We start from the raw sequence: 25,809 nt of genomic DNA, 5'->3' as shown, positions 1-25,809 counted from the left end.
TCCTTCGTTCGACTATCGACCACTTCCAGTGGAAGCCCGCTGGAGTCATTACGCAACTTGACAACTCCTCATATGTGCAAGGTATGTACAGGGAATGGAGTACGCAGGGAGCGGAACCGATGAGCGCTGCGGCTCGTTGCGACCCACCCATGGGGAACGGCACCTGACTCCGAGCCTGTGACGACGATGCGCCTGGCCCGTCGGTCCGCGGCCAAGGGGCATCGGGCCCCGGACCTCTGAGGCAAAAAGGATGCCAGAGGCGTACAACCGTCGAGTGCCCTGCTGAGTCATATCTGTCGTCGGACGCTTCCGGGGGGATCCGGGGGGATGGGGGAAGCCCCGACCGAGGGGGATAGCGAGTGGGGTCCGGTCGGAAGACCGGGCCCCGTTTCGCCGTAACCGGGCGCGTATCTGACGCTGTGACAGGACGCGCAACGTCAGACCTGGGTGATGGTGATCGACACCGAGTCGGCCGAGTCCGGCACGGCTGTGTATCGGGTGCCCGGTCCCCAGGGCGAGTTGTTGGCGCGAGTGACGCGTTGGCGGGGAAGCATCTGGACGGCACGTAGCCGGCCTCGGCCTCGGCACCATGTCCAAGCTCGACCTCGGCAGCCGTGCGCAGGCGGTGGTGCCGGCGTACGAGTCCGGACTGGTGCAACCGGGTCGCCGGGGTCTTCCCTGCTGATCCGCCCCGTCCCGGGTCTCGCAGACCTCGCAGACCCCGCCGGCTTCACGGCCCACCCGGCCCGTCCTGCGGCACCGACGCGGCGGCCACCTCCTCGTACGCGTCCCGTGCGTCCAGCAGTTCCGGCAGATGCGCTCCGGCCCACGCGCAGCAGGCGGCCATCGGGGCGAGCAACGACCGCCCGAGCGACGTCAGTTCGTAGTCGACGCGCGGCGGGATGCCGCCGTGGGCGGTGCGCGTGATCAGTCCGTCGCGTTCCATCGCGCGCAGCGTCTCCGTCAGGACCTTCGGTGTGATGCCGCGCAACGGGACCTGGAGTTCGGAGAATCGGCGGGTGCCGGGTTCGAGGCACCTGATGATCTTCGCGGTCCATTTGCCGCCGAGCTGGATCAGCGGAGTGGCGGGGGAGCAGTCCATGAACATTTCGGGATCAAGTGGTTGGCTCACCCTGGCGAGCGTACGTAACTATCGTTGCGGAAACCATGGGGTCCGCGGCTAGCGTCCGGGGCATCGGCCGGCGGTCCGCCGGCCTCGGCGAGGGGAACCCCATGAGCAGCAGGATCGTTGTCTTCGGAGCCGGTGGACGGGCCGGGCGGCGGGCGGTCGCGGAGGCCGTCGCCCGTGGGCATCAGGTCACAGCCGTGGTGCGGGACGTGGCCGCGTACACGGGGCCGACCGGTGACGGCGTCAGCGTCGTCGCCGGTGATGTCACCCGGGCGGACAGTGTCGCGGAGGCCGCGGCGGGGCACGACGCCGCGATCAGCGCGGCCGGCCGGATGGACGTGCCGTCGCGGGACTTCTACGTGAGTGCGGCGCACGCCCTGCTGGACGGGCTGGCGCGGGCGGGCGTCGGGCGGCTGGTGCTCATCGGCATCGGGTCCGTCCTGGAGACCGCGCCCGGCGTGGCCGTCCACGACGCTCCCGGTTTCCCCGAGGAGGCGCGGGCCTTCTCGCTCGGGCACTCTGCCGAACTCGACGTGCTCCGCGCCGCAGCGACGGACATCGACTGGCTCGTCATCGCCCCGCCGCCCGTGATGCTGGACGACGAGGCCCCGCGCACCGGCCGGTACCGGGCGGGCGGCGAGCAGGTGATGGCCGACGGCGCCCCCTCCTTCTCCTATGCGGACCTCGCGGTCGCGCTGATCGACGAGATCGAGACCCCGAAGCACCACCGCTCCCTCACCGCGGTGGCAGGCTGACCGCACCGCACCGCGCGCGGTCAGGCATTTCACCGGGTCGGACGTCACGGAGGGCCTTGGGTCTCTGCCCCGTAGCCCTCTGGGGTCTCGTCCGGCGGAGTCTCGTCCGGGTCGTCGGCGAAGGCCCGGTACCCGGGGACGTACTCGAACGGTTCCCGCAGCCGCCGTGTCCGCTCCCGCTGGTCCTGCCGGTAGTGGCTGACCCAGGTGATCGCTGTCGCCACCACCGACACCGCCACGAGGAAGAAGTAGAACCACGCCGAGTTCCACACCGAGGCGAGGGAGGTGTAGGCGCCGTCGCCGGCCGCGAGCACGGTGTCGCCGGAGCCGGCCGACGCGGAGTGGACCGTCCCGGCACCGGTGCTGCCGTCGGGGAACTCCCACGACGCTTCGCAGGACGGGGCCGGCGCCGTCACACCGGTTCCCTCGCTGCAGCTCCATGTGGAGGTAAGTGTCGCGGACCTCCCCGCGAACAGCACGTACAGGGCCGAGCGGAAGGGCAGCGCCACGACAGCGCAGATCGCAAGGGGAGCCCCGAAGATCACCAGCCACTCCTGGACGGTCGGCCGTTTCATCGGCGCCGCCGGGGGTTCCTCCGCACTCTCCTCCAGGCTTGCGTCGTCCCCGCTGTAGTCGTCCCCCGTTCCCATGCCGTAGCCCCCACTACTTCGTCGTCGTGGTCCACTCAGTTGCCCTCTCCGACGGCAGGGGGTGCACCGCCGGTTCCCCGCAAGGGCTTTCGGCCGGATACCGGACCGCGTGATGTCAGCGCCACCCGGTAGCGTCACGGGCATGTCCACCATGTCCTCCGCGACATCGTCCCCACCGAACATGGCCGTCCTCGAAGGGGTCCTTGAGCGGATCACCTACGCCAACGAGGAGAACGGGTACACGGTCGCCCGCGTCGACACCGGACGCGGCGCCAACGATCTGCTCACCGTGGTCGGCTCGCTGCTGGGCGCACAGCCCGGCGAGTCGCTGCGGATGGAGGGGCGTTGGGGTTCGCACGCGCAGTACGGCAAGCAGTTCACCGTCGAGAACTACACGACGATCCTGCCCGCCACCATCCAGGGCATCCGCCGCTACCTCGGCTCCGGCCTGATCAAGGGCATCGGTCCGGTGATGGCCGACCGGATCACCACCCACTTCGGCGTCGACACCCTCGACATCATCGAGCAGCAGCCCAAGCGCCTCGTCGAGGTGCCCGGCCTCGGCCCGAAGCGGACGAAGATGATCGCCGCCGCCTGGGAGGAGCAGAAAGCGATCAAGGAGGTCATGGTCTTCCTCCAGGGCGTCGGCGTCTCGACCTCCATCGCCGTCCGTATCTACAAGAAGTACGACGACGCCTCGATCTCCGTCGTGAAGAACCAGCCCTACCGGCTGGCCGCCGACGTCTGGGGCATCGGCTTCCTCACCGCCGACAAGATCGCCCAGGCGGTCGGCATCCCGCACGACAGCCCGGAGCGGGTCAAGGCCGGACTCCAGTACGCGCTGTCGCAGTCCACCGACCAGGGCCACTGCTTCCTCCCCGAGGAGCGGCTGATCGCCGACGCGGTGAAGCTGCTCCAGGTGGACACCGGGCTGGTCATCGAGTGCCTCGCCGAACTGGCCGAGGACCCGGAGGGCGTCGTACGGGAGAAGGTGCCCTCGCCCGAGGGCGGCGAGCCGGTCACCGCCGTCTATCTGGTGCCCTTCCACCGGGCCGAGATCGCCCTCGCCGCCCAGGTGCGCAGGCTCCTGCGGACGCCGGAGGAGCGGATGCCGGCCTTCGGCGACGTGGACTGGGACAAGGCCCTGAAGTGGCTCGCGGGCCGCACCGGAGCGAAGCTGGCGCCCGAGCAGGAGGCCGCCGTGCGGCTCGCGCTCAGCCGGAAGGTCGCCGTGCTGACCGGTGGGCCCGGCTGCGGGAAGTCGTTCACCGTCCGGTCCATCGTGGAACTGGCCCGCGCCAAGAAGGCCAAGGTGGTGCTCGCCGCACCGACCGGCCGGGCGGCGAAGCGGCTCTCCGAGCTCACCGGGGCCGAGGCCTCCACCGTGCACCGGCTGCTCGAACTGAAGCCGGGCGGCGACGCGGCGTACGACCGGGACCGTCCGCTGGACGCCGATCTGGTCGTCGTCGACGAGGCGTCGATGCTCGATCTGCTGCTCGCCAACAAGCTCGTCAAAGCCGTGGCACCCGGTGCCCACCTGCTGCTCGTCGGGGACGTGGACCAGCTCCCGTCGGTCGGCGCGGGGGAGGTGCTGCGGGATCTGCTCGCCGACGGCGGACCCGTCCCGGCGGTCCGGCTGACCACCATCTTCCGCCAGGCCCAGCAGTCCGGCGTCGTCACCAACGCCCACCGGATCAACTCCGGCGTACCGCCGCTCACCCAGGGGCTCAGCGACTTCTTCCTCTTCGTGGCGGACGAGACGGAGGACGCGGGCGTGCTCGCCGTCGATGTCGCGGCCCGCCGCATCCCCGCGAAGTTCGGTCTGAACCCCCGTCGTGACGTGCAGGTACTCGCTCCGATGCACCGCGGCCCGGCCGGTGCGGGGCATCTCAACGGTCTGCTCCAGCAGGCCATCACGCCCGCCCGCCCCGACGTGCCCGAGAAGCGGTTCGGCGGCCGGGTGTTCCGGGTGGGCGACAAGGTCACCCAGATCCGCAACAACTACGACAAGGGCGAGAACGGCGTCTTCAACGGCACGGTCGGCGTGGTCACCGCCCTCGACGTCGACGAGCAGAAGCTGACCGTGCTCACGGACGAGGACGAGGAGATCGGTTACGACTTCGACGAGCTCGACGAGCTGTCCCACGCCTACGCCATGACGATTCACCGCTCCCAGGGCAGCGAGTACCCGGCCGTCGTCATCCCGGTCACCAAGAGCGCCTGGATGATGCTCCAGCGGAACCTGCTCTACACGGCTGTGACGAGGGCCAAGAAGCTCGTCGTCCTGGTCGGCTCCCGGCAGGCGATCGGGCAGGCGGTCCGCACGGTTTCCGCAGGCAGACGTTGTACAGCGCTGGATTACCGGCTGCGGGGAGGTACGGAAGGAGGATCCGCCGAAAAAATGATCGATCAAATCGGTGGGAAACATCACGGAGGTCTTCCGGAACCGCAGTCAAGGGGGCAGGATGAATAAGTTCGCGGCACTCAGTGCCGCGAGTAGGTCCAATGGACGACCCCGAGTGCACTCTCCTGAGCCAAATGGGGGAGGGTAGAGACAGTCAGGGAACCTCGAAGAAGAGGCACTACGTCGGTGAGGGATGACGTGAGCGACAACTCTGTAGTACTGCGGTACGGCGATGACGAGTACACCTACCCGGTGATCGACAGCACCGTCGGCGACAAGGGCTTCGACATCGGGAAGCTCCGGGCGAACACCGGCCTGGTGACGCTGGACAGCGGATACGGCAACACCGCTGCTTATAAATCGGCCATCACCTACCTCGATGGCGAGCAGGGCATCCTGCGGTACCGCGGCTACCCGATCGAGCAGCTCGCCGAGCAATCGACGTTCCTCGAGGTCGCGTACACGCTCATCAACGGTGAGCTTCCGAAGGTCGACGAGCTGTCGGCCTTCAAGAACGAGATCACCCAGCACACGCTGCTGCACGAGGACGTCAAGCGGTTCTTCGACGGCTTCCCGCGCGACGCCCACCCGATGGCCATGCTGTCCTCGGTCGTCAGCGCGCTGTCCACGTTCTACCAGGACAGCCACAACCCGTTCGACGAGGAGCAGCGTCACCTCTCGACGATCCGGCTGCTGGCCAAGCTGCCGACCATCGCGGCGTACGCGTACAAGAAGTCGATCGGTCACCCGTTCGTCTACCCGCGCAACGACCTCGGTTACGTCGAGAACTTCCTGCGCATGACCTTCTCGGTCCCGGCCCAGGAGTACGTGCCGGACCCGGTCGTCGTCTCGGCGCTGGAGAAGCTGCTCATCCTGCACGCGGACCACGAGCAGAACTGTTCGACCTCCACCGTGCGTCTGGTCGGCTCCTCGCAGGCGAACATGTTCGCCTCGATCTCCGCCGGTATCTCGGCGCTGTGGGGCCCCCTGCACGGTGGCGCCAACCAGTCGGTGCTGGAGATGCTCGAGGGCATCCAGGCCAACGGTGGCGACGTCGACTCCTTCATCAGCAAGGTGAAGAACAAGGAGGACGGCGTCCGCCTGATGGGCTTCGGCCACCGGGTGTACAAGTCCTTCGACCCGCGCGCCAAGATTATTAAGGCCGCGGCCCACGATGTGCTGTCCTCGCTCGGCAAGTCCGACGAGCTGCTCGACATCGCGCTCAAGCTGGAGGAGCACGCGCTCTCCGACGAGTACTTCGTCTCGCGCAACCTCTACCCCAACGTGGACTTCTACACCGGTCTGATCTACCGGGCCATGGGCTTCCCGAGCGAGATGTTCACGGTGCTCTTCGCGATCGGCCGGCTGCCGGGCTGGATCGCCCAGTGGCACGAGATGATCAAGGAGCCGGGTTCCCGCATCGGCCGCCCGCGCCAGATCTACACCGGCGAGGTCCTGCGCGACTTCGTCCCGGTCGAGGGCCGCTGAGCCCCGCACCACCCCTGCGTCACCCCGGGCCCTCTCGGCCGGTTGCCTTCGCCCCGACTGCCGCGCTTTCGCACAGAGCGCGGTGTCCGGGGCGATTTGCTTGCCCGGACGCACCGTCATCGCCTGGGCGACGCGTCCGGACCGCGATCCGTCCTGACATGCGAGAAGCGCCCCGCCATCGATCCCCCCACGGGCCGACAGCGAGGCGCTTCCCATGTCCCGGAGCGGATTCCCCCCACGGGATCCGGCCGGGCGTTCAGTGGGAGCCGAAGCTCCTGGGTGTTCCTCGGGTACTGCGTGTCCTGCGCTTACCTCTTGTACAGCCATCCTCCGTGCAGCCTGCCTGCCGGCGGTCTGCCGGGGTACGTACCGACGGGAGGGCCGCTCAAAGCTCCCCGGTGCACGTGCCCCGGCCAACGCTTGCCCGGACCGTCCCCCAAGACGTTCCGTCGGACGTCCCCCAAGACATCCTTGGCATCGCACTCTTAGACTCGCGAACCCACCGAATGGTTACCCCATAATCGGTGTGATCTAGATCTCTTTGTGGAAATTACGTGAAGGACCTCAAGCGCAGGCTGTTCGTTACGACGAAGACCGATGACATGGCCATCGCCGCTCCCGCAATCATAGGGTTGAGCAGGCCAAATGCCGCAAGGGGTAGAGCAGCAACGTTGTAACCGAATGCCCAGAAAAGGTTGCCCCTGATGGTGGCCAGGGTCCGCCGGGAGAGCCGGATGGCATCGGCGGCCACCTTGAGATCTCCACGAACGAGCGTCAGATCGCTCGCTTCGATGGCCGCGTCCGTGCCGGTGCCCATCGCCAGACCGAGGTCGGCGGTGGCCAGTGCGGCGGCGTCGTTGACCCCGTCGCCGACCATCGCGACGGCACGCCCCTCGGCCTGCAACCCCACGATGACGTGCGCCTTCTCCTCGGGAAGCACCTCGGCCCGCACCTCGTCGATCCCGACCGCGCGGGCCACGGACTCCGCCACGGCGCGGTTGTCGCCGGTGAGCAGGATGGGGGTGAGGCCGAGTGCGCGGAGCTTCTTGATGGCTTCGGCGCTGGTGTCCTTGACGGCGTCGGCGACTTCGAGGACGGCGCGTGCTTCGCCGTCCCAGGCGACGGTGATGGCTGTGCGGCCCGCTGTCTCCGCTTCGGCCTTGTGGCGGGCGAGTTCGGCGGGGAGGTGGATTTCCCACTCGGCGAGGAGCTTCTCGCGGCCGACGAGGACGGCGTGTCCTTCGACGATGCCCTGGACGCCGAGTCCGGGGACGTTGGCGAAGTCCTCGGGGGTGGGCAGGGGGCCGGTGGTGCGTTCGGCGGCTCCGGTGGCGACGGCCTGGGCGATGGGGTGTTCGGAGGCGTGTTCCAGGGCGCCGGCGAGGCGCAGGACGTCGGTTTCCGTGGCGCCGGGGGCGGTGTGGACGGCCTGGAGGGTCATCTTGCCGGTGGTGACGGTGCCGGTCTTGTCCAGCACGATGGTGTCGACGCGGCGGGTGGTCTCCAGGACTTCGGGGCCCTTGATCAGGATGCCGAGCTGGGCGCCGCGTCCGGTGCCGACCATGAGGGCGGTGGGTGTGGCGAGGCCGAGGGCGCAGGGGCAGGCGATGATCAGCACGGCGACGGCGGCGGTGAACGCGGCCGTCACGTCGTCCGTGATCAGCAGCCAGGCGACCAGGGTGACCAGGGCGATCAGCAGGACCACGGGGACGAAGACCGCGGAGATCCGGTCGGCGAGGCGCTGCACCTCGGCCTTGCCGTTCTGCGCGTCCTCGACGAGCCGGGCCATCCGGGCCAGCTGGGTGTCGGCACCGACCCGGGTCGCCTCGACGACGAGCCGGCCGGAGACGTTCACGGTGGCGCCGGTGACGGAGTCCCCGGTACCCACGTCCACGGGGACCGACTCACCGGTGAGCATGGAGGCGTCCACCGCCGACGCGCCCTCGACGACGGTGCCGTCGGTGGCGATCTTCTCGCCGGGGCGGACCACGAAGCGCTCGCCGACGGCGAGCCGGGCGACAGGGATGCGCACTTCGGCGCCGTTCCGCAGGACCGCGACGTCCCTGGCGCCCAGATGCATCAGCGCCCGCAGGGCGGAACCCGCCTTCCGCTTGGACCTGGCCTCCAGGTAGCGGCCCAGCAGGATGAACGTGACGACTCCGGCGGCGACCTCCAGATAGATCGTGGACGAGGCGTCCGCGCGGGAGACCGTGAAGTCGAAGCCGTGCCGCATGTGGGGCATCCCGGCATTGCCGAGGAACAGTGCCCAGAGCGACCAGCCGAAGGCGGCGAGGGTGCCGACCGAGACGAGCGTGTCCATGGTGGCCGCGCCGTGCCGGAGGTTGGTCCAGGTCGCCCGGTGGAAGGGCAGTCCGCCCCAGACGACGACGGGGGCGGCCAGGGTGAGGGAGAGCCACTGCCAGTTGTCGAACTGGAGGGCCGGGATCATCGCGAGCAGGACGACGGGGGTGGCGAGGACGGCCGACACGATGAGCCGCCGGCGCAGCGAGGCGAGGGCGGCGGCGGGGCCGTCGGGGCTCGTGGGGCTGTCGGGGTCAGTGGCGTGGTCGGGGGCGGTGGTGGCTTCCGGGGCTTCCCGGGTTCCTCCGGCGTCCGTGGCCTCCCCGGCGTCTGTGGCCTCCCCGGCTTCCTGGCTGCCGGTGGGGGGCGGGGGTGGGGTCGCCGCCGACGAGCCCGACGCGGGGGCGGGCTTCGTCGGTGCGGGGCGGTGCACCGGCTCCGCCGTGTAGCCCGTCTTGCGGACGGTCGCGATCAGATCCGCGACACCGGTCTCCGGGCCGAAGACGACCCGGGCCCTCTCGGTGGCGTAGTTCACGGTGGCGGTGACCCCGTCCATCCGGTTCAGCTTCTTCTCGACGCGGGCCGCGCACGAGGCACAGGTCATCCCGCCGATCGCGAGCTCGGCCTCCGAGCTCTCCGCTGCCGGGGTTTCGGTCTCTGTCGCGCTGTGCATGTCCGAACTCCTGAAACGCCGACCGGGCCGTACCCCACCAGTATCTGCTGGTCGGTCCGGCCCGGCGGCGAAGGGGGTATTGCGTGTGGGAACGGATCCCTGGGTGCTCAGGCCTGGCCGGCGAGCTCGTAACCGGCCTCGTCGACGGCGGCGCGTACCGCCTCCTCGGCCAGCGGGGCCCGGGAGGTCACCGTCACCTGGCCGGTGGACGCCACGGCCTTCACGGAGGTGACCCCTTCGATCTCGGAGATCTCGGCGGAAACGGCGCCCTCGCAGTGGCCGCAGGTCATGCCGGTCACCTGGTAGACCGTGGTCACGCCGCCCTGCGTCGTGGCGTCGGCGCTCGCGTCGTCGTGGCAGGAGCCGCTGGGCGAGCAGCAGGAGCCGGTCGCCTGGGGGAGCTGGGTCTCGGCGGTCATCGTTTTCTCCTCTTCGACGGGCACATGTGGGTGTGAAGGCAGGGGCCCAGGAGGCTTCCGGGAAGGCCGATGCGCCTCCACACTCATCAGACTATACCCCTAGGGGGTATAAACGCGAGCGTGTCGAGGTCGCTAGCGGCCATTCGGGGGAGCGGGAGGGGTGGTGGAGGGTGCGGCGCGAGGTGCCGTGAGGGGGGTGGCGTCGCAGGCCATCGGTTCGACGTAGCGGAAGAGGACCGTCTTCAGCTCCTTGACGTACGCCTCCCGCTCCGCGCCCTCGTGCGCCATGATCAGGTCCAGTCCGGCCTTGAAGAGGATGAAGATCATCGTGGCGACACGGTTGATCTCGGCGGGAGGGGTGTCCGGGAGGTAGCCGGTGAGGATCGTCTCGACCCGGCTGAGCATCGTCGTGTGGACGGAGTCGTGGTCCCGCGTGATCGTGCCGGGGATCTCGGAGCCGTGCATCAGGACCGTGAAGGCCGGGTTCTCGCAGTTGAACTCGATGAGTGGATCGAGGATGGCGTCGAGCATCCGGTCCAGCGGGAGTTCGAGGTGGCTCGGGAGGAACGCGGCTCCGTACGTCTCCTGCCAGCGGTTCAGCAGCTGGTCGCCCAGCTCGACCGCGATCGCTTCCTTGTTGGGGAAGAACTGGTAGAGCGTGCCCGGTGAGACCCCGGCTTCCCGGGCGATGGCGTTGGTGCTCGCGGCGGTGTAGCCGTTCGTGCAGAAGACGCGGGAGGCCGCCTTGAGGAGCTGGGCGATGCGCGCCTCGCCCCGGGCCTGGCGGCGGCGCGGGCGGGCGGTGTCGGCCGCCCCGCCTGTGGTGGCCGCTGCGTCTCCTGCGGCGCCTGCGGCTCCCGTGGGCCCTGTGGCTCCCGTGGTCTCTGCGCCTCCGGTGCTCTCGGTTCTGGCCTCCGACACGGTGTATCCCCAGCTTTCGTGCGCGGTTGACAAACGCGAGTGGCCGCTCGCATTCTTGTGGAACGCGAGCGATGACTCGTGTTTGCCCAGTGTATGTGGCAACGACTGATCCATGCTGCCCTGTGCGGCTGCCTCGCGCTGCCGCTCAGGGTCCTGGATCCGGGGGAAAAGGGGACACCGCACCATGCCTCAAGTCAACGGCCCGGAGCGCCTCGGGGGCTGGACCCGTTTCGTCACCGCGCGGCCACGGCTCGCGCTGCTGGCGGCCCTGGTCATCACGGCGCTCGCCGTCTTCGCGGGCAGTGGGGTGGCCGACCGGATGGGCAGCGGTGGCTGGGAGTCCCCGAACGCCGAATCGGCCTATACGACCAAGGCGCTGGAGCGCGAGTTCCCGGCGTCCCAGCCGAATCTGCTGCTGCTCCTCGACAGTGGCGGTGTCTCCGTCGACGATCCCGCCGTGGCCGCGGAGGCGGCGCGCCTCACCGAGCGGCTGGCCGGCGAGAAGGACGTCACGGGCGTCGGCTCGTACTGGCAGAGCAAGGCACCCGCGCTGCGCGCCGAGGACGGGCGGGAGGCGCTGATCGCGGCCCGGATCGAGGGTGACGAGAAGGCGGTGGGGGCGGTCCTGGACCGGATAGCCCCGACGTACCGCGGTGCGCACGGACCGGTCGACGTCTCGGTCGGTGGCCCCGTCGCCGTGAGGCACGAGATGCAGACGATCATCCAGGACGACCTGCTGCGGGCCGAGATGATCGCGCTGCCGGTCACGCTCGTGCTGCTCGTCATGGTCTTCGGCAGCGCGATCGCGGCTCTGCTGCCGCTGGGTATCGGCATCGTCGCGATCCTGGGCACCAACGCCGTGCTGCGCGGCATCACCGAATTCACCGATGTCTCGGTCTTCGCCCAGAACCTCACCACCGCACTCGGCCTCGGGCTCGCCATCGACTACGCCCTGTTCATCGTGCGCCGGTTCCGCGAGGAGCTGGCGGCCGGGGCGGAGGTCCGGGCGGCGGTGGGCACGACGCTGCGCACCGCGGGGCGGACCGTGCTGTTCTCCGCGCTGACCGTCGCGGTCTCGCTCGCCGCGATGCTGGTCTTCCCGCAGTACTTCCTGCGCTCCTTCGCCTACGCGGGGATCGCCGTGGTGCTGCTCGCCGCCGCTGCCGCCCTCATCATCCTCCCGGCCGCGCTGATGCTGCTCGGCCCGAGAGTCAACTCCCTTGACCTGCGCAGGCTGCTGCGCCGGGGGCGCGCGGAGCCGTCCGCCGCAACCGGGCCGGGCAGGGGCTGGGGCCGGTTCGCCGCGCTGGTGATGCGCAGGGCACCGCTCTTCGCCGTCGTCACGAGCGTGGGGCTCGTGCTCCTCGGGCTGCCGTTCCTGGGGGTGAAGTTCGGTACGGCGGACGACCGCCAGCTGCCGGCCTCCGCCGAGTCGCGCGTGGTCCAGCAGCACATCAGGGACGGCTTCCCCGGCAGCCCCGGCGGAGGCCTCGAAGTCCTCGCGGAAGGGGCCGCGACACCGGCCCAGTACGCCGAGTACCGCAGCCGGATCGCGGCGCTCCCCGGTGCCCAGCGGGTCGACGGCCCGGTCGTCGAGGGAAGTTCGGCCTACTTCAGCGTGCTGCCGAAGGAGGCGTCGGTGGGGGAGGAGTCCCAGGCACTCGTGAAGGATCTCCGGGCCGAGCCCGCTCCCTTCGGCACCTCGGTGACCGGTGCCGCGGCCGTGCTGGTCGATTCGAAGACCGCCATCGCGGACCGGCTGCCCTGGGCGCTGGGCATCATCGCCGTGGTGACGCTGCTCCTGGTCTTCCTGCTCACCGGCAGCGTGCTGATACCCCTCCAGGCGGTCGTGCTCAACGCCCTCAGCCTCACGGCGATGTTCGGAGCGGTCGTCTGGGTCTTCCAGGACGGACATCTCTCCGGTCCGCTCTCCTTCACCAGCACGGGGGACATCGAGACGACGCTGCCGGTGCTGATGTTCTGCGTCGCCTTCGGGCTCTCCATGGACTACGGGGTGTTCCTGCTCTCCCGGATCAAGGAGGAGTACGACCGGACGGGCGATCACGAGCGGTCGGTCACCTTCGGGCTGAGGCACACGGGCGGCCTGATCACCGCCGCGGCCGTGATCCTGGCCGTGGTGATGGTCGCGATCGGCACGTCCGGGGTGACCAACACCAAGATGCTGGGCCTCGGCATCGCACTGGCCGTGCTGATGGACGCCATGGTCGTGCGCAGTCTGCTGGTCCCGAGCGTGATGAAGCTGATGGGCCGGGCGACCTGGTGGGCCCCGGCACCGCTGCGGGCGTTCCACCGCAGATTCGGCCTGAGCGAGGGGGAGCCCGCACAGCCGGCGGCCGAGGAGATACCGGAGCCCGCGGACGAGCGGGACAGCGTGACGGCCGGCAGGGCGTAGGGCGGAGCGTAGATTCGGCCGTCCGGAATACGAGGCGCGGGCGAGGGGCGGGGCGTATGAGGGCAGTGGTGTTCGAGGAGTTCGGAAGGGACGCCCGGGTCCAGGACGTGGCGGATCCCAGCCCCTCCCGGCAGGGGGTGGTGGTCCGGGTGGAGGCCACCGGGTTGTGCCGCAGTGACTGGCACGGCTGGATGGGCCACGATCCGGACATCACCCTGCCGCACGTACCCGGCCATGAACTGGCCGGTGTGGTCGAAGCGGTGGGCCAGGACGTGGTCAACCGCAGACCGGGCGACCGGGTCACCGTGCCGTTCGTCTGTGCCTGCGGCCGCTGCTCGGCCTGCGCTGCCGGGGCCCAGCAGGTCTGCGAGCGGCAGACCCAGCCGGGGTTCACCCACTGGGGCTCGTTCGCCGAGTACGTCGCGCTGGAACAGGCCGACGTCAATCTGGTCCCCGTCCCCGACGGGATGTCGTTCGGTACGGCCGCCGGTCTGGGATGCCGGTTCGCCACGGCGTTCCGGGCCGTGGTGGCCCGCGGCCGGGTGGCGCCGGGCGAATGGGTCGCCGTGCACGGCTGCGGCGGGGTCGGGCTCTCGGCCGTGATGATCGCGGTGGCCTGCGGTGCCCGGGTCGTCGCCGTCGACGTCTCGCCCGACGCCCTCCGGCTGGCCCGGACCTTCGGCGCGGCGGAGTGCGTGGACGCCTCGGCGCATCCGGCGGGCGCCGACGGGGCGGTGCGTGAACTCACGGGCGGCGGGGCCCACCTCTCCCTCGACGCCCTGGGGTCACCGGTCACCTGTGCCGCCTCGGTCCGGAGCCTGCGCCGCCAGGGGCGCCATGTGCAGGTCGGGCTGCTCCCGTCGGCGGCCGGTGACCCCGTCGTCCCCATGGCGAGGGTCATCGGCCTGGAGCTGGAGCTCCTCGGCAGTCACGGGATGGCCGCGCACGCCTACCCGCCGATGATGGACATGGTCCGGTCCGGCAGCCTCCGCCCCGACCTGCTGGTGACCTCCACCATCGGGCTCGACGCGGCCCCGGCGGCGCTCGCGGCGATGGGTACGGCACCGGCAGCCGGAGTGACGGTCATCGAGCCCCCGCGCTGAGCGCCGGGCGATGTGGGGCGGGTCAGTCCCGGCGGCCCCGGTTGCCGGGGCGGGTGGCGACCCAGGCACGGATGGTGTCCGCGTACCAGTAGGGCTTGCCGCCCTCCACATGATCCGGTGACGGAAGGAGACCGTGTTTGCGGTAGGAGCGGACGGTGTCCGGCTGCACCCGGATGTGCGCGGCAATGTCCTTGTAGGACCAGAGTCCTCTGTCCGTCATAAGTGACACCTCTCTGCACCACAGCGGCAGCCCGGGGGCCGTCGGGCGAGCTGCGGAACGGACGCTGACGATCACTCAGCCTGTGTCCGGTGAACGAGGGCGGAGAAAGGCGGGAAGGGGCTGTCGAGCGCCCGTGACGGAAACCCCATGTAACGGAGATATCTGTGACGAAGGAGTGATCTCTGTGACGGAACTAGAACAATGGTGCAAACAGGGATTGCCTGCCCCAGTGGCAGGCGTTCCGCCTGCCACACCCTCAGATGTGCCTCAACTCCGGTCATGCCGACGCCGGCTCCGGGCATGATCGATTCATGACTGGTTTCGGGAAGCAGAACATGGCCCTCCTCGTAGTGCGCGAGGCGGACGACATCGGCGCCGCGCTCCAGCGGGCTCTGGACACCGCGTCCGCCGAGGAGCGCCCCGGCCTGGAAAGGGCCCTGGCCCTCACCGCCGAGGCCGGTGCGGTTCCGGACGCGGAACTGCGCGGCCGCTGGGCCCTGCGAAGGATGGCGTCGGCCGGGTACGACGGGCCGCCCGGCGCGGTGGCCGGGGTCAAGGCGCTGCGCACGGCCGAGCGGGGGCTGAGCCTGCTCCAGGCGGTGAACCTGTCGAAGGACGCGGAGGCCGTCCGGGCGGCGGAGCCGGCCGCCCCGTAATCCGGAGGCAAGGGCGGGCCGCGCTGTACCAGACTGCGCCCGTGACCGCCGACCCACCGCACCCACTTCAGCCACCGCGCCCACCACGTCCCCACCCGCTCCCCTCGCACCCACCACTGCACCCGCACCCGTCTGACCCACCACGGTTCCCGCTCGCGATCCCGCACCCGCACCCGCACCCATCGGACTCGGCGCAGGTGCGCGCCCTGAGGCACGTGGCCTCCCTCTCCTCCGGGCAGCCGCTCGACCGCTCCGTGCCGCTGACGCTCAACTTCCACCCGGACCGGATGGCGGGCGATCGTCCGATCCTGGTCGGGCTCGCCCAGGACGGCGCCTACCGTTCGCAGTTCGTCACCGGCACCAGCAACGGCGGGCTGACGGCCCGTCCGGGCGGTGACCGGTGGCGCTGGGAGAGCCGGATCTTCGGTGGCGCCTACGACAGCGTGCCCGGCGAGCAGCGGCCGGTGTACGGGGCGTTGAACTTCCGGCGTCAGGAGACCGGGGCGGCGCCGCGGTTCGGATCGTCGCACTTCAGGCTGACCGCGCAGATGCTGGAGCGTGCCACCTTCTGCTACCCGGACAGCGCCGCCGAGCCGTCGGATTTCGGCGTGGCCGACCGGATGCGCCTGATCGGCCTGGCGGAGTCCGACAGCCAGGACGCGCTCGACGACTACATCGAGGCGCAGGTGCACGGCCCGGTCCTGCTCGATCGCCATCTGGAGGCGCTGGTCCTGGACCCGAGTTTCCGTGGCACCGCCGTGGAGGAGGCCGCGCGGAGGCTGCCCTGCCGCACGGAATGGCACGGCGGATTCCGCCTGACCGTGGCGGAGCTGCGCCGTCATGCCGACTACCGGGGACAGGAGTTCGTCGATCTGGGCGCGGAGATCTCCCGGGGCGGCCTGCTCGATCCCCGGATCATCGGGGACGCCGCCCGCACGGGCCGTTACGCGGCGCAGTCCCTGAAGAAGGTCTGGCACTGCCTGGCCCGTTTCGGCGCCCCGCCCCGCCGCGCCCCGTAGCCGGGGCACGGTGCGGCGCGGGGCCTGCCGCCCTCAGCTGTCAGGCGTGCCGGAGCGCTGACCGGTGCCGCAGGAGCGCAGGAACTCCCTGGTCCGCCGGGCGATCGGGAACGGCTGGTCGGGCGGGCACGGGTACATGTCCTGCTCGACGATCGCGAACAGGTCGACGTCCAGCCGGCGGGCCGCCTCCAGGACGGGCGCGAGAGCGGGCACCCCGCCCGGCGGTTCGCACATCACCCCGCGCGCCACGGCGGGCCCGAACGGCGTCTGGTTCGCGACCACTTCGGCCAGGATCTCCGGGTCGACCTGCTTGAGGTGCAGATAGCCGATCCGCTCTCCGTAGGTCTCGATCAGCTTGACGCTGTCGCCGCCGCAGTAGGCGTAGTGCCCGGTGTCGAGGCAGAGCGAGACCAGGGCGGGATCGGTGGCGTCGAGGAAGCGGCTGACGTTCTCCTCGCTGTCGATGTGGGTGTCGGCGTGCGGGTGGACGACGATGCGCAGGCCGTAGCGGTCCTGCACCTCGCGGCCCAGCCGCTCGGTCTGGGTGGTGAGGTCACTCCACTGCTCCGCCGTGAGGGTGCGGTCCTCCAGCACCTCGCCCGTCTTGTCGTCGCGCCAGAAGGACGGGATGACCACGAGATGGTCGGCGCCCATCGCCCGGGTGAGTTCCGCGATGTCCGCGACATGCGCCCAGGTCCGTTCCCAGACGCCCGGACCGTGGTGCAATCCGGTGAAAACGGTGCCCGCCGAAACGGTGAGCCCGCGGCTGCGGGTCTCGTCGGCGAGGCGGGCCGGGTCGGTCGGGAGGTAGCCGTACGGGCCGAGCTCGATCCACTCGTAACCGGCGGTGGAGACCTCGTCGAGGAAGCGGTGCCAGGGCACCTGCCGCGGATCGTCGGGGAACCACACCCCCCAGGAGTCGGGCGCGGAGCCGATGCGGATGCGGGCCGGAGCGGATGCGGAGGTGGTCATGCGGTCCAGCCTCACCGCCGGGGGAGATGAGTGTCAAGCATTAGTCCGTATGTCCGGACCAATCATTGACAGCATTCCGGGGAGGAGTTAGACCGGGGGCGACAGTTGCGAACGCCAACTGCCGCACCGGTCGCCGAAGGGACACAGATGCCTGAGCCGTACGACGTGATCACCATGGGCCGGATCGGAGTGGATCTCTACCCCCTGCAGACGGGCCTGCCGCTCGCCAGGGTGGACGCCTTCGGGAAGTTCCTCGGCGGTTCGCCCACCAACGTCGCCGTCGCGGCGGCCCGTCTCGGCCGACGCGCCGCGGTGGTGACCCGGACGGGGCAGGACGCGTTCGGGGAGTACCTCCACCAGCAGCTCAGGGAGTTCGGGGTGGACGACCGGTGGGTGACGGCCGTCGACGCGTACCCGACCCCGGTCACCTTCTGCGAGATCTTCCCGCCCGACGACTTCCCGCTCTACTTCTACCGGCAGCCCAAGGCCCCGGACCTGGAGATCCACGCGTCGGAACTGGATCTGGAGGCGGTGGGATCCGCCCGGGTCTTCTGGATGACCGGCACCGGACTCTGCGCCGAACCCAGCTGCTCCGCGACGCTCACCGCGCTGCGGGCCAGGAACCGTTCGGGCATCACCGTCTTCGACCTCGACTGGCGCCCGATGTTCTGGGACGCGCCACCGGACACCGCGACGAACGCCAGGCCGGGCGCCCCGCCGGACTCCTCACCCGGCACCCCGCCGCACAGCCCGCCCCACCCCGTCGCCTCCGCGCGCTACCGCGAGGCACTCGCCCACGCCACCGTCGCCGTCGGCAACCTCGACGAGTGCGAGATCGCGACCGGCGAGCGCGAACCGTACGCCGCGGCCCGCGCCCTCCTCGCCGCCGGGGTCGAGCTGGCCGTCGTCAAACAGGGCCCTGCGGGCGTCCTCGCGGTCCACCGCGACGGCACGGTGTCCGATGTCCCGCCGCTCCCCGTGGAGGTGGTCAACGGCCTGGGCGCCGGTGACGCGTTCGGCGGCGCGCTCTGCCACGGCCTGCTCGCCGGCTGGGAGACCGAGCGCATCATGCGGTACGCCAATGCGGCCGGCGCCATCGTCGCCTCCAGGCTCGCCTGCTCCTCCGCGATGCCGTTCCCGTACGAGGTCGAGGCGGCCCTCGCCGCGGGCTCCGTCACCGCCACGCCCCCACCCCAGGGCGCCACCACCACCTCCACCTCCACCACGTCCCCCGCCCCCACCGAATCAGGGGCGGCCTCATGACGGCCCCGGCCTCTTCCGTCTCCGACCTCGTCCACCTGCGCATGCGCCATCCGGAAGCCGTGGCCGAGGCCGCCGCCCGGCGGCGCAGACGGCCGCTCGTCGGCAGCAGCGGGCGGCTGATGATCATCGCCGCCGACCATCCGGCCCGCGGCTCCCTCGCCGTCGGCGAGCGCGAACTGGCCATGGCCAACCGTTTCGAGCTGCTGGACCGGCTCTGCCTGGCGCTCTCCCGACCCGGCGTCGACGGAGTCCTCGCCACCGCCGACATCCTCGACGACCTGCTGCTCCTGGGCGCGCTGGAGGACAAGGTCGTCATCGGCTCGATGAACCGGGGCGGGCTGGCCGGTGCCGCCTTCGAGCTGGACGACCGGTTCACCGGCCACCGCCCGGAGGACCTCGCCCGGCTCGGCTTCGACGCGGGCAAGCTCCTGCTGCGCATCGACTACCACGACCCCGGCTCCCTCGACACGATGCACACCACCGCCCGCGCGATCGACGCCATGGCCGCGCACCGGCTGCCGGTCTTCGTCGAGCCGTTCCTCTGCCGCCGCACCGGCGGCAGGGTCCGCAACGACCTCAGCGCCGCCGCGGTGAGCACCTCCATCGCCATCGCCTCGGGACTCGCCGGCACCTCCGCGTACACCTGGCTCAAGGTCCCTGTCACCGAGAAGCCCGAGGACATGGCGCAGGTCATGGAGAGTTCCACGCTGCCCGCGGTGCTGCTGGGCGGCGAGGTGGGCGGGGACCAGGACGGCGCGTACGAGAGATGGCGCACCGCGCTGCGACTGCCGACCGTCCGGGGACTGGTGGTGGGGCGGTCGCTGCTCTACCCGTCCGACGGGGACGTGGGCGCCGCGGTCGACACGGCCGTCTCACTGGTCGAACCGGGCACCACGGGTGGGGAAACGGGTAGGGAAGGGGAATGAGCATGCACGGAGAACCGAGGTACCACGTGACCGCCGGCAGTGCGGCACGCGGTCCCTACGCCCTCGACATCGGTCCGGAACAGGCCGGCTGGGAACGGTCGAGCCTGCGTGTGCTGGAGCTCGAACCGGGCGGTGTTCACACACTTGTCACCGGAGAGTGCGAGTGGATCGTGCTGCCGTTGACCGGTGCCTGTACGGTGCACATCTCAGATGAGATCTTTGAACTGCTGGGCCGGAAGAGCGTGTTCAGCGGGGTATCCGACTTCGCGTACGTACCGCGTGACGCCCATGCACAGATCGCCTCCGGCGCAGGCGGCCGCTTCGCCCTGGCAGGAGCGAAGTGCGAGCGACGACTCCCCGCTCGCTACGGCCCCGCGCCGGAGGTACCCGTTGAGCTGCGCGGCGCCGGCGACTGCTCCCGCCAGGTCCACAACTTCGCCGCCGCCGACACCTTCGACTGCGACCGGCTGATCGCCGTCGAGGTCCTCACCCCCGGGGGCAACTGGTCCTCCTACCCGCCGCACAAGCACGACGAGCACCACCCCGGCGAGGAGTCCGTCCTCGAAGAGATCTACTACTTCGAGGTGGCGGACGACGGCCTCGGCTACCACCGGGTGTCCCCGTCCCGCCCCGGCGGTACGGACGTCCTGGCCGAGGTCCGCAGCGGCGACGCGGTCCTCATCCCGGACGGCTGGCACGGCCCGTCCATCGCCGCCCCCGGCCGCACGCTGTACTACCTGAACGTGATGGCGGGCCCGGGGGAGGAGCGGCGGTGGCTGATCCGCGACCACCCCGACCACGGCTGGATCCGCGACAGCTGGCCGTCCCAGCCCATGGACCCCAGGCTCCCGCTCCACGGACCGGAGGACCACGCGTGAGTACGCGCCGTCTCACCACCGCTCAGGCACTGGTGGACTTCCTCGCCGTGCAGTACACAGAGCGCGACGGCAGCCGCCACCGGCTGATCGGCGCCACCTGGGGGATCTTCGGCCACGGCAACGTCGCGGGCGTCGGGCAGGCGCTCCTGGAGGCCGGGCCCGCCATGCCCTACCTCCAGGGCCGCAACGAGCAGGCCATGGTGCATGCGGCCGTCGGGTACGCCCGCCAGTCCGGCCGGCTCTCCGCGCACGCCGTCACCACCTCCATCGGTCCGGGCGCCACCAACCTCGTCACCGGTGCGGCCCTCGCCACCATCAACCACCTCCCGGTCCTGCTGCTGCCCGGCGACACCTTCGCGACCCGCCCCGCCGAGCCCGTGCTCCAGCAGCTGGAGGTCCCCTCCGCGGGAGACGTCTCGGTCAACGACTGCCTGCGCCCCGTCTCCCGCTACTTCGACCGGATCAACCGCCCAGAGGCGCTGATCCCGGCCGCGCTCCGGGCCGTGCGGGTCCTCACCGACCCGGCGGAGACCGGTGCGGTCACGCTCGCGCTGCCGCAGGACGTCCAGGCCGAGGCGTACGACTGGCCGGCCGAGTTCTTCGCGAGACGCGTCTGGCACGTACGCAGACCGGCCCCCGATCCCGATGAACTCGACCGGGCGGTACGGGCGTTGCGGGCCGCCCGCCGGCCGCTGATCGTGGCAGGCGGCGGGGTCCGGCACAGCGCGGCCGAGGAGGCACTGGCCGCCTTCGCCACCGCCACCGGGATCCCCGTCGCCACGACCCAGGCGGGCAAGGGCTCCCTGCGCCACGACCACCCCGCCGACGTCGGGGGCATCGGCCACACCGGCACCGCGACCGCCGACGCCCTGGCGCGCACCGCCGACCTGGTGATCGGGGTCGGCACCCGCTACACCGACTTCACCACCGCGTCGGCCACCCTCTTCGCGAACCCGGACGTCCGCTTCCTCAACCTCAACATCACCGGCTTCGACGCCCACAAGCTCGGCGCGCTCCCGCTCGTGGCCGACGCCCGCGCCGGGCTCGAAGCCCTCACCACCGGGCCGGCCGGCGGCCACCGTACCGACGCCGCGTACGTGAGCGAGTACACCGGCGCCAAGGCCCGCTGGGAGCAGCGCGTCGACGCCGCGTACGCCACCCCCGACCCGGACGCCCGCCCCACCCAGGCCCAGGTCCTCGGCCTCCTCGACGAACTGGTCACCGACGACGACATCCTGATCAACGCGGCCGGTTCGCTCCCCGGCGACCTGCACCAGCTCTGGCGGAGCCGGTCGCCGCGCCAGTACCACGTCGAGTACGGCTACTCCTGCATGGGATACGAGATCCCCGCCGCGATCGGCGTCCAGCTGGCCGCCCCCGGCAGCCCGGTCTGGGCGCTCGTCGGCGACGGCACGTACCTCATGAACCCCACCGAGATCGTCACCGCCGTCCAGGAGAACCTGCCCGTCAAACTGGTCGTCCTGCAGAACCACGGGTACGCGTCGATCGGCGGGCTCTCCGAGTCCGTCGGCGCCGAACGCTTCGGTACGGCCTACCGCCACCGGTCGGCGGACGGCGGCTTCACCGGCCCGCCGCTCCCCGTCGACCTCGCGGCGAACGCCGCGTCCCTCGGTATGCGGGTGCTGCGCGCCGGCACGGTGCGTGACCTGCGGGAAGCCCTCGCCACTGCCCGTACCGCCGACCGTCCCACTTGTGTCTACGTCGAGACCGAAACGGCAGACACAGTGTCGGGGCCCCCTCCGGCACAGGCGTGGTGGGATGTTCCCGTGGCCGAGACGGCCACTCGCCCGTCGGCGGCAAGAGCCCGGGAAGAGTACGAACGTCACGTCACCGACCGACGCAGCCACCTCTGAAGGAGTCACAGCATGAAGACCGTCAACCACTGGATCGGTGGCAAGACCGTCGAGGGCGCGTCGGGCAACTACGGCCCGGTCACCGACCCGGCCACCGGCGCGGTCACCACCCAGGTCGCGCTTGCCTCCCCGGACGAGGTCGACGCCGCGGTGGCCGCGGCGAAGGGCGCGTACGCGACGTGGGGCACGTCCTCGCTGTCCGCCCGCACGGCGATCCTGTTCCGCTACCGCGCGCTGCTGGACGCCCACCGGGACGAGATCGCCGCGCTGATCACCGCCGAGCACGGCAAGGTGCACTCCGACGCGCTGGGCGAGGTGGCCCGCGGCCTGGAGATCGTCGAGCTGGCCTGCGGCATCACCACCCAGCTCAAGGGCGAGCTGTCGACCCAGGTGTCCAACCGCGTCGACGTCTCCTCGATCCGCCAGTCGATCGGTGTCGTCGCCGGCATCACGCCGTTCAACTTCCCCGCCATGGTGCCGATGTGGATGTTCCCGCTCGCCATCGCCTGCGGCAACACGTTCGTGCTCAAGCCCAGCGAGAAGGACCCGTCGGCCGCCAACCTGCTGGCCGAGCTGGCCTCAGAGGCGGGTCTGCCGGACGGCGTCCTGAACGTCCTGCACGGTGACAAGGTCGCCGTCGACGGGCTGCTGAACCACCCGGACGTCTCCGTCGTCTCGTTCGTCGGGTCGACCCCGATCGCCCGCTACATCCACGCCACCGCCTCCGCCAACGGCAAGCGCGTCCAGGCGCTGGGCGGTGCGAAGAACCACATGCTGGTGCTGCCGGACGCGGACCTCGACGCCGCCGCCGACGCCGCCGTCTCGGCCGCGTACGGCTCCGCCGGCGAGCGCTGCATGGCGATCTCCGCGGTCGTCGCCGTCGGTGCGATCGCCGACGACCTCGTCGCCCGGATCAAGGACCGCGCCGAGAAGATCAAGATCGGCCCCGGCAACGACCCGGCGTCCGAGATGGGCCCGCTGATCACCGCCGTCCACCGCGACAAGGTCGCCTCCTACGTCACCGGCGCCGCCGTCCAGGGCGCCGACGTCGTCCTCGACGGCACCGGCCACACGGTCGAGGGCTTCGAGGACGGCCACTGGATCGGCCTCTCCCTCCTCGACAACGTCTCGACCGACTCGGACGCGTACAAGGACGAGATCTTCGGCCCGGTCCTGTGCGTGCTGCGCGTCGACACGTACGAGGAGGGCGTCGCGCTGATGAACGCCTCGCCGTACGGCAACGGCACCGCGATCTTCACCCGCGACGGCGGCGCCGCCCGCCGCTTCCAGCTGGAGATCGAGGCCGGGATGGTCGGCGTCAACGTCCCGATCCCGGTGCCGGTGGGCTACCACTCCTTCGGTGGCTGGAAGGACTCGCTCTTCGGCGACCACCACATCTACGGCAACGACGGGGTGCACTTCTACACCCGCGGCAAGGTCACCACGACCCGCTGGCCGGACCCGTCCGACGCCACGGCCGGCGTGGACCTGGGCTTCCCCAGCAACCACTGATCCGGCAGGTCCACGCATCCGGCCGGGAGCGCACCCCGCTCCCGGCCGGTTCCCTGCCCGGGGCCCGGTTCAGGCGACCGTCAGCGAGCGCGTCGCCTTCCTGACGTCCGACAGGCAGGTGACGACCTGCGGGTCCCTGCGCCACGGCTCCGGCGAACGGCCGTAGACGCGCGGGTACTCCATCCCGCGCAGGCTCCCCAACCGGGTGAAGAGGTTCAGCGACTCGCGCCCCAGGTGCAGGCTCTGGGCGAGGTCGCCGTTCTGGGCGTGTGCCGATGCCAGGACCGACAGCCGGACGCTCCGCGAGCGGGCGAACGCGTCCGACGGCATGGGGCCGATGGCGTTCCAGGCGAAGGCGGCCCGGTGGTTGCCGAGGTCGCGGAAGGCCTCGGTCGCGTCGGTGATGATCCGCTGCTGGCCGAAGAACCCGATCCAGGCGGGTCCCTCGCTGTCCGCGCCGCATGCCGCCAGCCGCTCCGACTGCGTGATGCAGGCGCTCGTCGCCCGTTCGTCGCCCGCGCGGGCGTGCGACCGGGCCTCGATCAGTTTGGCGAAACCCGCCACCCGCGGATCGAGGGTGTTCCCGCGCTGGTACGCGCCCTGGGCCATGTCGATGGCCTCCGAGGTGAATCCGCGCATCAGCGACTGCATCGCCATGGTGGTGAGGATGTACGCGCCCAGATCGGCGTCGCCCCCGGCCCGTGCCAGCCGTAACGCCTGGATGAAGTGACGCTGGGCGATGTTGTGCCGTCCCGCGTCGAAGGCCGTCCAGCCGGCCGGCCGCGCCATCTCCGCGGTGACCCGGAACAGATCACGTCCCACCGCCTCGGAGTAACTCCCGCGGAGCAGCGGTGCGACGCGCCCGTACAGGTACTCCGTGAGCGACGTCGACTTCCTGTTCGCCCCGCCGAAGCGGGAGTCCCACAGACGGGCGCTGTCAGCGGCCTCCCTGAGCTCCGCGATGTGCTCCCGGTCGACGGACGGCCCGGCGGTGGCGCGTGCCCGGGTGGAATCCGCCGGATCGATGAGCCAGCGGGTGAACGGGGTGGCGAAGGCGGAGATGGCGAACGTCTGGCTGGTGAGGAACTGACGGCTGTCAGTGTCCGCCGGTGACCCACGAAGCGGCCGCACGGAAACCCGTTCGCCGACTGCGCACCGGCGGTGCTGTGATGAGGCCATGACCGCACCGACCCCGCCGCGGCACGAGATCCGCGCGCTGCACACCGACACGACCGTCACCGTCTACCAGGCGTACTCCCCGTCCCTCGGTCTCCCCGCCGCCCGCGACGGACGCTTCCCGCCCGCCTGGAAGCGCGACCGCATGACATGGATCAAGCCGAGCTTCCTGTGGATGATGTATCGCTGCGGCTGGGCGATGAAGGAGGGCCAGGAGACGGTTCTGGCGGTCGAGATCACCCGCGAGGGCTTCGACTGGGCGCTGTCGAACGCCGAACTCTCCCACTACGAACGGGGCGTGCACCCCGACCGCGCCACCTGGCAGCGCACCCTGCGCCGCGCCCCGGCCCGCGTCCAGTGGGACCCCGAACGCGACCTGCACCTCAACCGCGTCCCGTACCGCTCCCTCCAACTCGGCCTCGCGGGTGAGGCGGCGCGGCGCTACGCGGACGAGTGGACGGTGTCGGTCCGCGACGTCACCCCGCTGGCCCGGGAGATCCACGAACTGGTCCGGGCGGGCCGGGACGACGCGGCGGCCCGGCTCCTGCCACAGGAGTCGCCGTACGCCGCACCCGTCGCACCGACCGTCCTCGCGCCGGCACGAGCGGGTTCCTGACCGGGCCGTGAAGCCTTCGAGGGGGCAAAGGGGCGGCTCCTCCAAGCCGAGGTCATGGGATGGAGACCCTGCGCAATCGCCTTGACCGGCCGCTCCGGCCCCCTGGTAGGAAGATCACCGCCGGTGCGCCGCGCCGGTTCACAGCGGCACATGAGCACGGAGGAACCACATGACATGCTTCCGGATCTGCCTCCGCACACGGAGCTGATCGACAGCAGCCTGGCGCGCGGTGCGGGTCGTTCTCCGGCGCCGGGTGGACCTGGCCCATGAAGTCGCCGTCGATGACCGTGTGCGGGCTCCCGGCCTCCCGCAGCCGCGCCGACACCTCCCAGGCCACGGTCGCTTTCCCCACGCCCGCGCGTCCGCCGATGAGCAGCACCTCTGAATGAGCCATGCGGGCAGGGTGCCGGCCCGGCCGGAGCGGCGCGACGGGATTACGCG

Annotated in this window: 21 protein-coding genes and 2 pseudogenes; 14 read left to right on the top strand and 9 right to left on the bottom strand. The window is 70.8% G+C overall.

Going from position 1 to position 25,809, the window contains the following annotated elements; translation table 11 throughout:
• Window positions 1-586: 586 nt before the first annotated feature.
• A pseudogene (locus tag ACIQM0_RS03115) lies at window positions 587-685 on the top strand (DNA-binding response regulator); the annotation flags it as partial.
• A gap of 45 nt (window positions 686-730) precedes the next feature.
• Here ACIQM0_RS03115 and ACIQM0_RS03110 read toward each other — a convergent pair.
• Window positions 731-1,132, bottom strand: a complete 402-nt coding sequence (locus ACIQM0_RS03110) for a winged helix-turn-helix transcriptional regulator (protein WP_401282981.1) — start codon at window positions 1,130-1,132, stop codon at window positions 731-733.
• Between the two features lie 101 nt (window positions 1,133-1,233).
• Here ACIQM0_RS03110 and ACIQM0_RS03105 point away from each other — a divergent pair, with 101 nt between their 5' ends.
• Window positions 1,234-1,884: an NAD(P)-dependent oxidoreductase gene (locus tag ACIQM0_RS03105; RefSeq protein ID WP_401282979.1), complete on the top strand. Its 651-nt coding sequence runs from the start codon at window positions 1,234-1,236 to the stop codon at window positions 1,882-1,884.
• A gap of 44 nt (window positions 1,885-1,928) precedes the next feature.
• Here ACIQM0_RS03105 and ACIQM0_RS03100 read toward each other — a convergent pair whose 3' ends face one another.
• On the bottom strand, window positions 1,929-2,534 hold the full coding sequence (locus ACIQM0_RS03100; RefSeq protein WP_401282977.1) for a hypothetical protein: 606 nt from the start codon (window positions 2,532-2,534) through the stop codon (window positions 1,929-1,931).
• 151 nt (window positions 2,535-2,685) lie between these two features.
• Here ACIQM0_RS03100 and ACIQM0_RS03095 point away from each other — a divergent pair, with 151 nt between their 5' ends.
• On the top strand, window positions 2,686-5,007 hold the full coding sequence (locus ACIQM0_RS03095) for an ATP-dependent RecD-like DNA helicase (protein WP_401283394.1): 2,322 nt from the start codon (window positions 2,686-2,688) through the stop codon (window positions 5,005-5,007).
• Between the two features lie 129 nt (window positions 5,008-5,136).
• Window positions 5,137-6,426: a citrate synthase gene (locus tag ACIQM0_RS03090; protein WP_363023452.1), complete on the top strand. Its 1,290-nt coding sequence runs from the start codon at window positions 5,137-5,139 to the stop codon at window positions 6,424-6,426.
• Window positions 6,427-6,976: 550 nt separating this feature from the next.
• Here the strand turns inward: ACIQM0_RS03090 and ACIQM0_RS03085 are convergent.
• The 3 genes from ACIQM0_RS03085 to ACIQM0_RS03075 form a co-directional block, all read right to left on the bottom strand.
• Window positions 6,977-9,400, bottom strand: coding sequence for a heavy metal translocating P-type ATPase (locus ACIQM0_RS03085; RefSeq protein ID WP_401282973.1), 2,424 nt, complete (start codon window positions 9,398-9,400; stop codon window positions 6,977-6,979).
• Window positions 9,401-9,507: 107 nt separating this feature from the next.
• The gene (locus ACIQM0_RS03080) at window positions 9,508-9,819 is read right to left on the bottom strand and encodes a heavy-metal-associated domain-containing protein (RefSeq protein WP_401282970.1); all 312 of its coding nucleotides are present in this window, start codon (window positions 9,817-9,819) and stop codon (window positions 9,508-9,510) included.
• Window positions 9,820-9,951: 132 nt separating this feature from the next.
• Window positions 9,952-10,740, bottom strand: a complete 789-nt coding sequence (locus ACIQM0_RS03075; RefSeq protein WP_401282967.1) for a TetR/AcrR family transcriptional regulator — start codon at window positions 10,738-10,740, stop codon at window positions 9,952-9,954.
• Window positions 10,741-10,924: 184 nt separating this feature from the next.
• Between ACIQM0_RS03075 and ACIQM0_RS03070 the strand changes: the two genes are divergently transcribed.
• Window positions 10,925-13,153, top strand: a complete 2,229-nt coding sequence (locus ACIQM0_RS03070; protein ID WP_401282964.1) for an MMPL family transporter — start codon at window positions 10,925-10,927, stop codon at window positions 13,151-13,153.
• A 56-nt stretch (window positions 13,154-13,209) separates the two neighbouring features.
• Window positions 13,210-14,256, top strand: coding sequence for a zinc-dependent alcohol dehydrogenase family protein (locus ACIQM0_RS03065; RefSeq protein ID WP_401282961.1), 1,047 nt, complete (start codon window positions 13,210-13,212; stop codon window positions 14,254-14,256).
• 22 nt (window positions 14,257-14,278) lie between these two features.
• Here the strand turns inward: ACIQM0_RS03065 and ACIQM0_RS03060 are convergent, their stop codons facing one another.
• Entirely contained in the window at window positions 14,279-14,476 is a 198-nt protein-coding gene (locus ACIQM0_RS03060; protein ID WP_363031386.1) for a MarR family transcriptional regulator, read from the bottom strand.
• A 311-nt stretch (window positions 14,477-14,787) separates the two neighbouring features.
• Between ACIQM0_RS03060 and ACIQM0_RS03055 the strand changes: the two genes are divergently transcribed.
• Together ACIQM0_RS03055 and ACIQM0_RS03050 are read left to right on the top strand one after the other, a co-directional pair.
• A complete protein-coding gene (locus ACIQM0_RS03055; protein ID WP_401282958.1) occupies window positions 14,788-15,132 on the top strand; it encodes a hypothetical protein in 345 nt (114 codons plus the stop codon).
• A 215-nt stretch (window positions 15,133-15,347) separates the two neighbouring features.
• Window positions 15,348-16,151: a DUF3626 domain-containing protein gene (locus ACIQM0_RS03050; RefSeq protein WP_401282955.1), complete on the top strand. Its 804-nt coding sequence runs from the start codon at window positions 15,348-15,350 to the stop codon at window positions 16,149-16,151.
• A gap of 33 nt (window positions 16,152-16,184) precedes the next feature.
• Here ACIQM0_RS03050 and ACIQM0_RS03045 read toward each other — a convergent pair whose 3' ends face one another.
• On the bottom strand, window positions 16,185-17,123 hold the full coding sequence (locus tag ACIQM0_RS03045; protein ID WP_401282952.1) for a sugar phosphate isomerase/epimerase family protein: 939 nt from the start codon (window positions 17,121-17,123) through the stop codon (window positions 16,185-16,187).
• A 147-nt stretch (window positions 17,124-17,270) separates the two neighbouring features.
• On the opposite strand from ACIQM0_RS03045, the gene iolC reads away from it, so the two are divergent.
• The 5 genes from iolC to mmsA are packed head-to-tail and all read left to right on the top strand — an operon-like array spanning window position 17,271 to window position 23,576.
• Complete coding sequence (gene iolC / locus ACIQM0_RS03040; protein WP_401282949.1) at window positions 17,271-18,386, top strand: 5-dehydro-2-deoxygluconokinase; 1,116 nt, start codon at window positions 17,271-17,273, stop codon at window positions 18,384-18,386.
• The gene (locus ACIQM0_RS03035; protein ID WP_401282946.1) at window positions 18,383-19,312 is read left to right on the top strand and encodes a deoxyribose-phosphate aldolase; all 930 of its coding nucleotides are present in this window, start codon (window positions 18,383-18,385) and stop codon (window positions 19,310-19,312) included. The genes iolC and ACIQM0_RS03035 overlap by 4 nt, the downstream gene beginning before the upstream one ends.
• A complete protein-coding gene (gene iolB, locus ACIQM0_RS03030) occupies window positions 19,309-20,190 on the top strand; it encodes a 5-deoxy-glucuronate isomerase (RefSeq protein ID WP_401282943.1) in 882 nt (293 codons plus the stop codon). Before ACIQM0_RS03035 ends, iolB begins: the two co-directional genes overlap by 4 nt.
• Window positions 20,187-22,064: a 3D-(3,5/4)-trihydroxycyclohexane-1,2-dione acylhydrolase (decyclizing) gene (gene iolD / locus ACIQM0_RS03025; RefSeq protein WP_401282940.1), complete on the top strand. Its 1,878-nt coding sequence runs from the start codon at window positions 20,187-20,189 to the stop codon at window positions 22,062-22,064. The genes iolB and iolD overlap by 4 nt, the downstream gene beginning before the upstream one ends.
• Before the next feature lie 12 nt (window positions 22,065-22,076).
• Complete coding sequence (mmsA, locus tag ACIQM0_RS03020; protein WP_401282937.1) at window positions 22,077-23,576, top strand: CoA-acylating methylmalonate-semialdehyde dehydrogenase; 1,500 nt, start codon at window positions 22,077-22,079, stop codon at window positions 23,574-23,576.
• 69 nt (window positions 23,577-23,645) lie between these two features.
• On the opposite strand, the gene ACIQM0_RS03015 is transcribed toward mmsA, so the two are convergent.
• Window positions 23,646-24,707, bottom strand: coding sequence for a sporulation protein (locus ACIQM0_RS03015; RefSeq protein ID WP_401282934.1), 1,062 nt, complete (start codon window positions 24,705-24,707; stop codon window positions 23,646-23,648).
• Window positions 24,708-24,753: 46 nt separating this feature from the next.
• On the opposite strand from ACIQM0_RS03015, the gene ACIQM0_RS03010 reads away from it, so the two are divergent.
• Window positions 24,754-25,368: a DUF4291 domain-containing protein gene (locus ACIQM0_RS03010; RefSeq protein ID WP_401282931.1), complete on the top strand. Its 615-nt coding sequence runs from the start codon at window positions 24,754-24,756 to the stop codon at window positions 25,366-25,368.
• A gap of 223 nt (window positions 25,369-25,591) precedes the next feature.
• Here ACIQM0_RS03010 and ACIQM0_RS03005 read toward each other — a convergent pair.
• A pseudogene (locus ACIQM0_RS03005) lies at window positions 25,592-25,762 on the bottom strand (adenylyl-sulfate kinase); the annotation flags it as partial.
• Window positions 25,763-25,809 lie beyond the last annotated feature (47 nt).

Origin of the sequence: Streptomyces sp. NPDC091387, assembly GCF_044756945.1 — a bacterium.
In the GTDB taxonomy this organism is placed as follows: Bacteria; Actinomycetota; Actinomycetes; order Streptomycetales; family Streptomycetaceae; genus Streptomyces.
Note: the sequence above shows the minus strand (reverse complement) of the source record. Positions and strands in the feature narration are given on the sequence as shown.

Bases quoted from the DNA above. Each gene is read 5' to 3' on its own strand.
- iolB (WP_401282943.1), top strand. From the start codon at position 19,309: ATGAGCATGCACGGAGAACCGAGGTACCACGTGACCGCCGGCAGTGCG.
- ACIQM0_RS03095 (WP_401283394.1), top strand. From the start codon at position 2,686: ATGTCCTCCGCGACATCGTCCCCACCGAACATGGCCGTCCTCGAAGGG.
- ACIQM0_RS03105 (WP_401282979.1), top strand. From the start codon at position 1,234: ATGAGCAGCAGGATCGTTGTCTTCGGAGCCGGTGGACGGGCCGGGCGG.
- ACIQM0_RS03070 (WP_401282964.1), top strand. From the start codon at position 10,925: ATGCCTCAAGTCAACGGCCCGGAGCGCCTCGGGGGCTGGACCCGTTTC.
- iolC (WP_401282949.1), top strand. From the start codon at position 17,271: ATGCCTGAGCCGTACGACGTGATCACCATGGGCCGGATCGGAGTGGAT.
- ACIQM0_RS03085 (WP_401282973.1), bottom strand. From the start codon at position 9,400: ATGCACAGCGCGACAGAGACCGAAACCCCGGCAGCGGAGAGCTCGGAG.
- ACIQM0_RS03060 (WP_363031386.1), bottom strand. From the start codon at position 14,476: ATGACGGACAGAGGACTCTGGTCCTACAAGGACATTGCCGCGCACATC.
- ACIQM0_RS03055 (WP_401282958.1), top strand. From the start codon at position 14,788: ATGACTGGTTTCGGGAAGCAGAACATGGCCCTCCTCGTAGTGCGCGAG.
- ACIQM0_RS03080 (WP_401282970.1), bottom strand. From the start codon at position 9,819: ATGACCGCCGAGACCCAGCTCCCCCAGGCGACCGGCTCCTGCTGCTCG.
- ACIQM0_RS03045 (WP_401282952.1), bottom strand. From the start codon at position 17,123: ATGACCACCTCCGCATCCGCTCCGGCCCGCATCCGCATCGGCTCCGCG.
- ACIQM0_RS03010 (WP_401282931.1), top strand. From the start codon at position 24,754: ATGACCGCACCGACCCCGCCGCGGCACGAGATCCGCGCGCTGCACACC.
- ACIQM0_RS03065 (WP_401282961.1), top strand. From the start codon at position 13,210: ATGAGGGCAGTGGTGTTCGAGGAGTTCGGAAGGGACGCCCGGGTCCAG.
- mmsA (WP_401282937.1), top strand. From the start codon at position 22,077: ATGAAGACCGTCAACCACTGGATCGGTGGCAAGACCGTCGAGGGCGCG.
- ACIQM0_RS03100 (WP_401282977.1), bottom strand. From the start codon at position 2,534: ATGGGAACGGGGGACGACTACAGCGGGGACGACGCAAGCCTGGAGGAG.
- ACIQM0_RS03035 (WP_401282946.1), top strand. From the start codon at position 18,383: ATGACGGCCCCGGCCTCTTCCGTCTCCGACCTCGTCCACCTGCGCATG.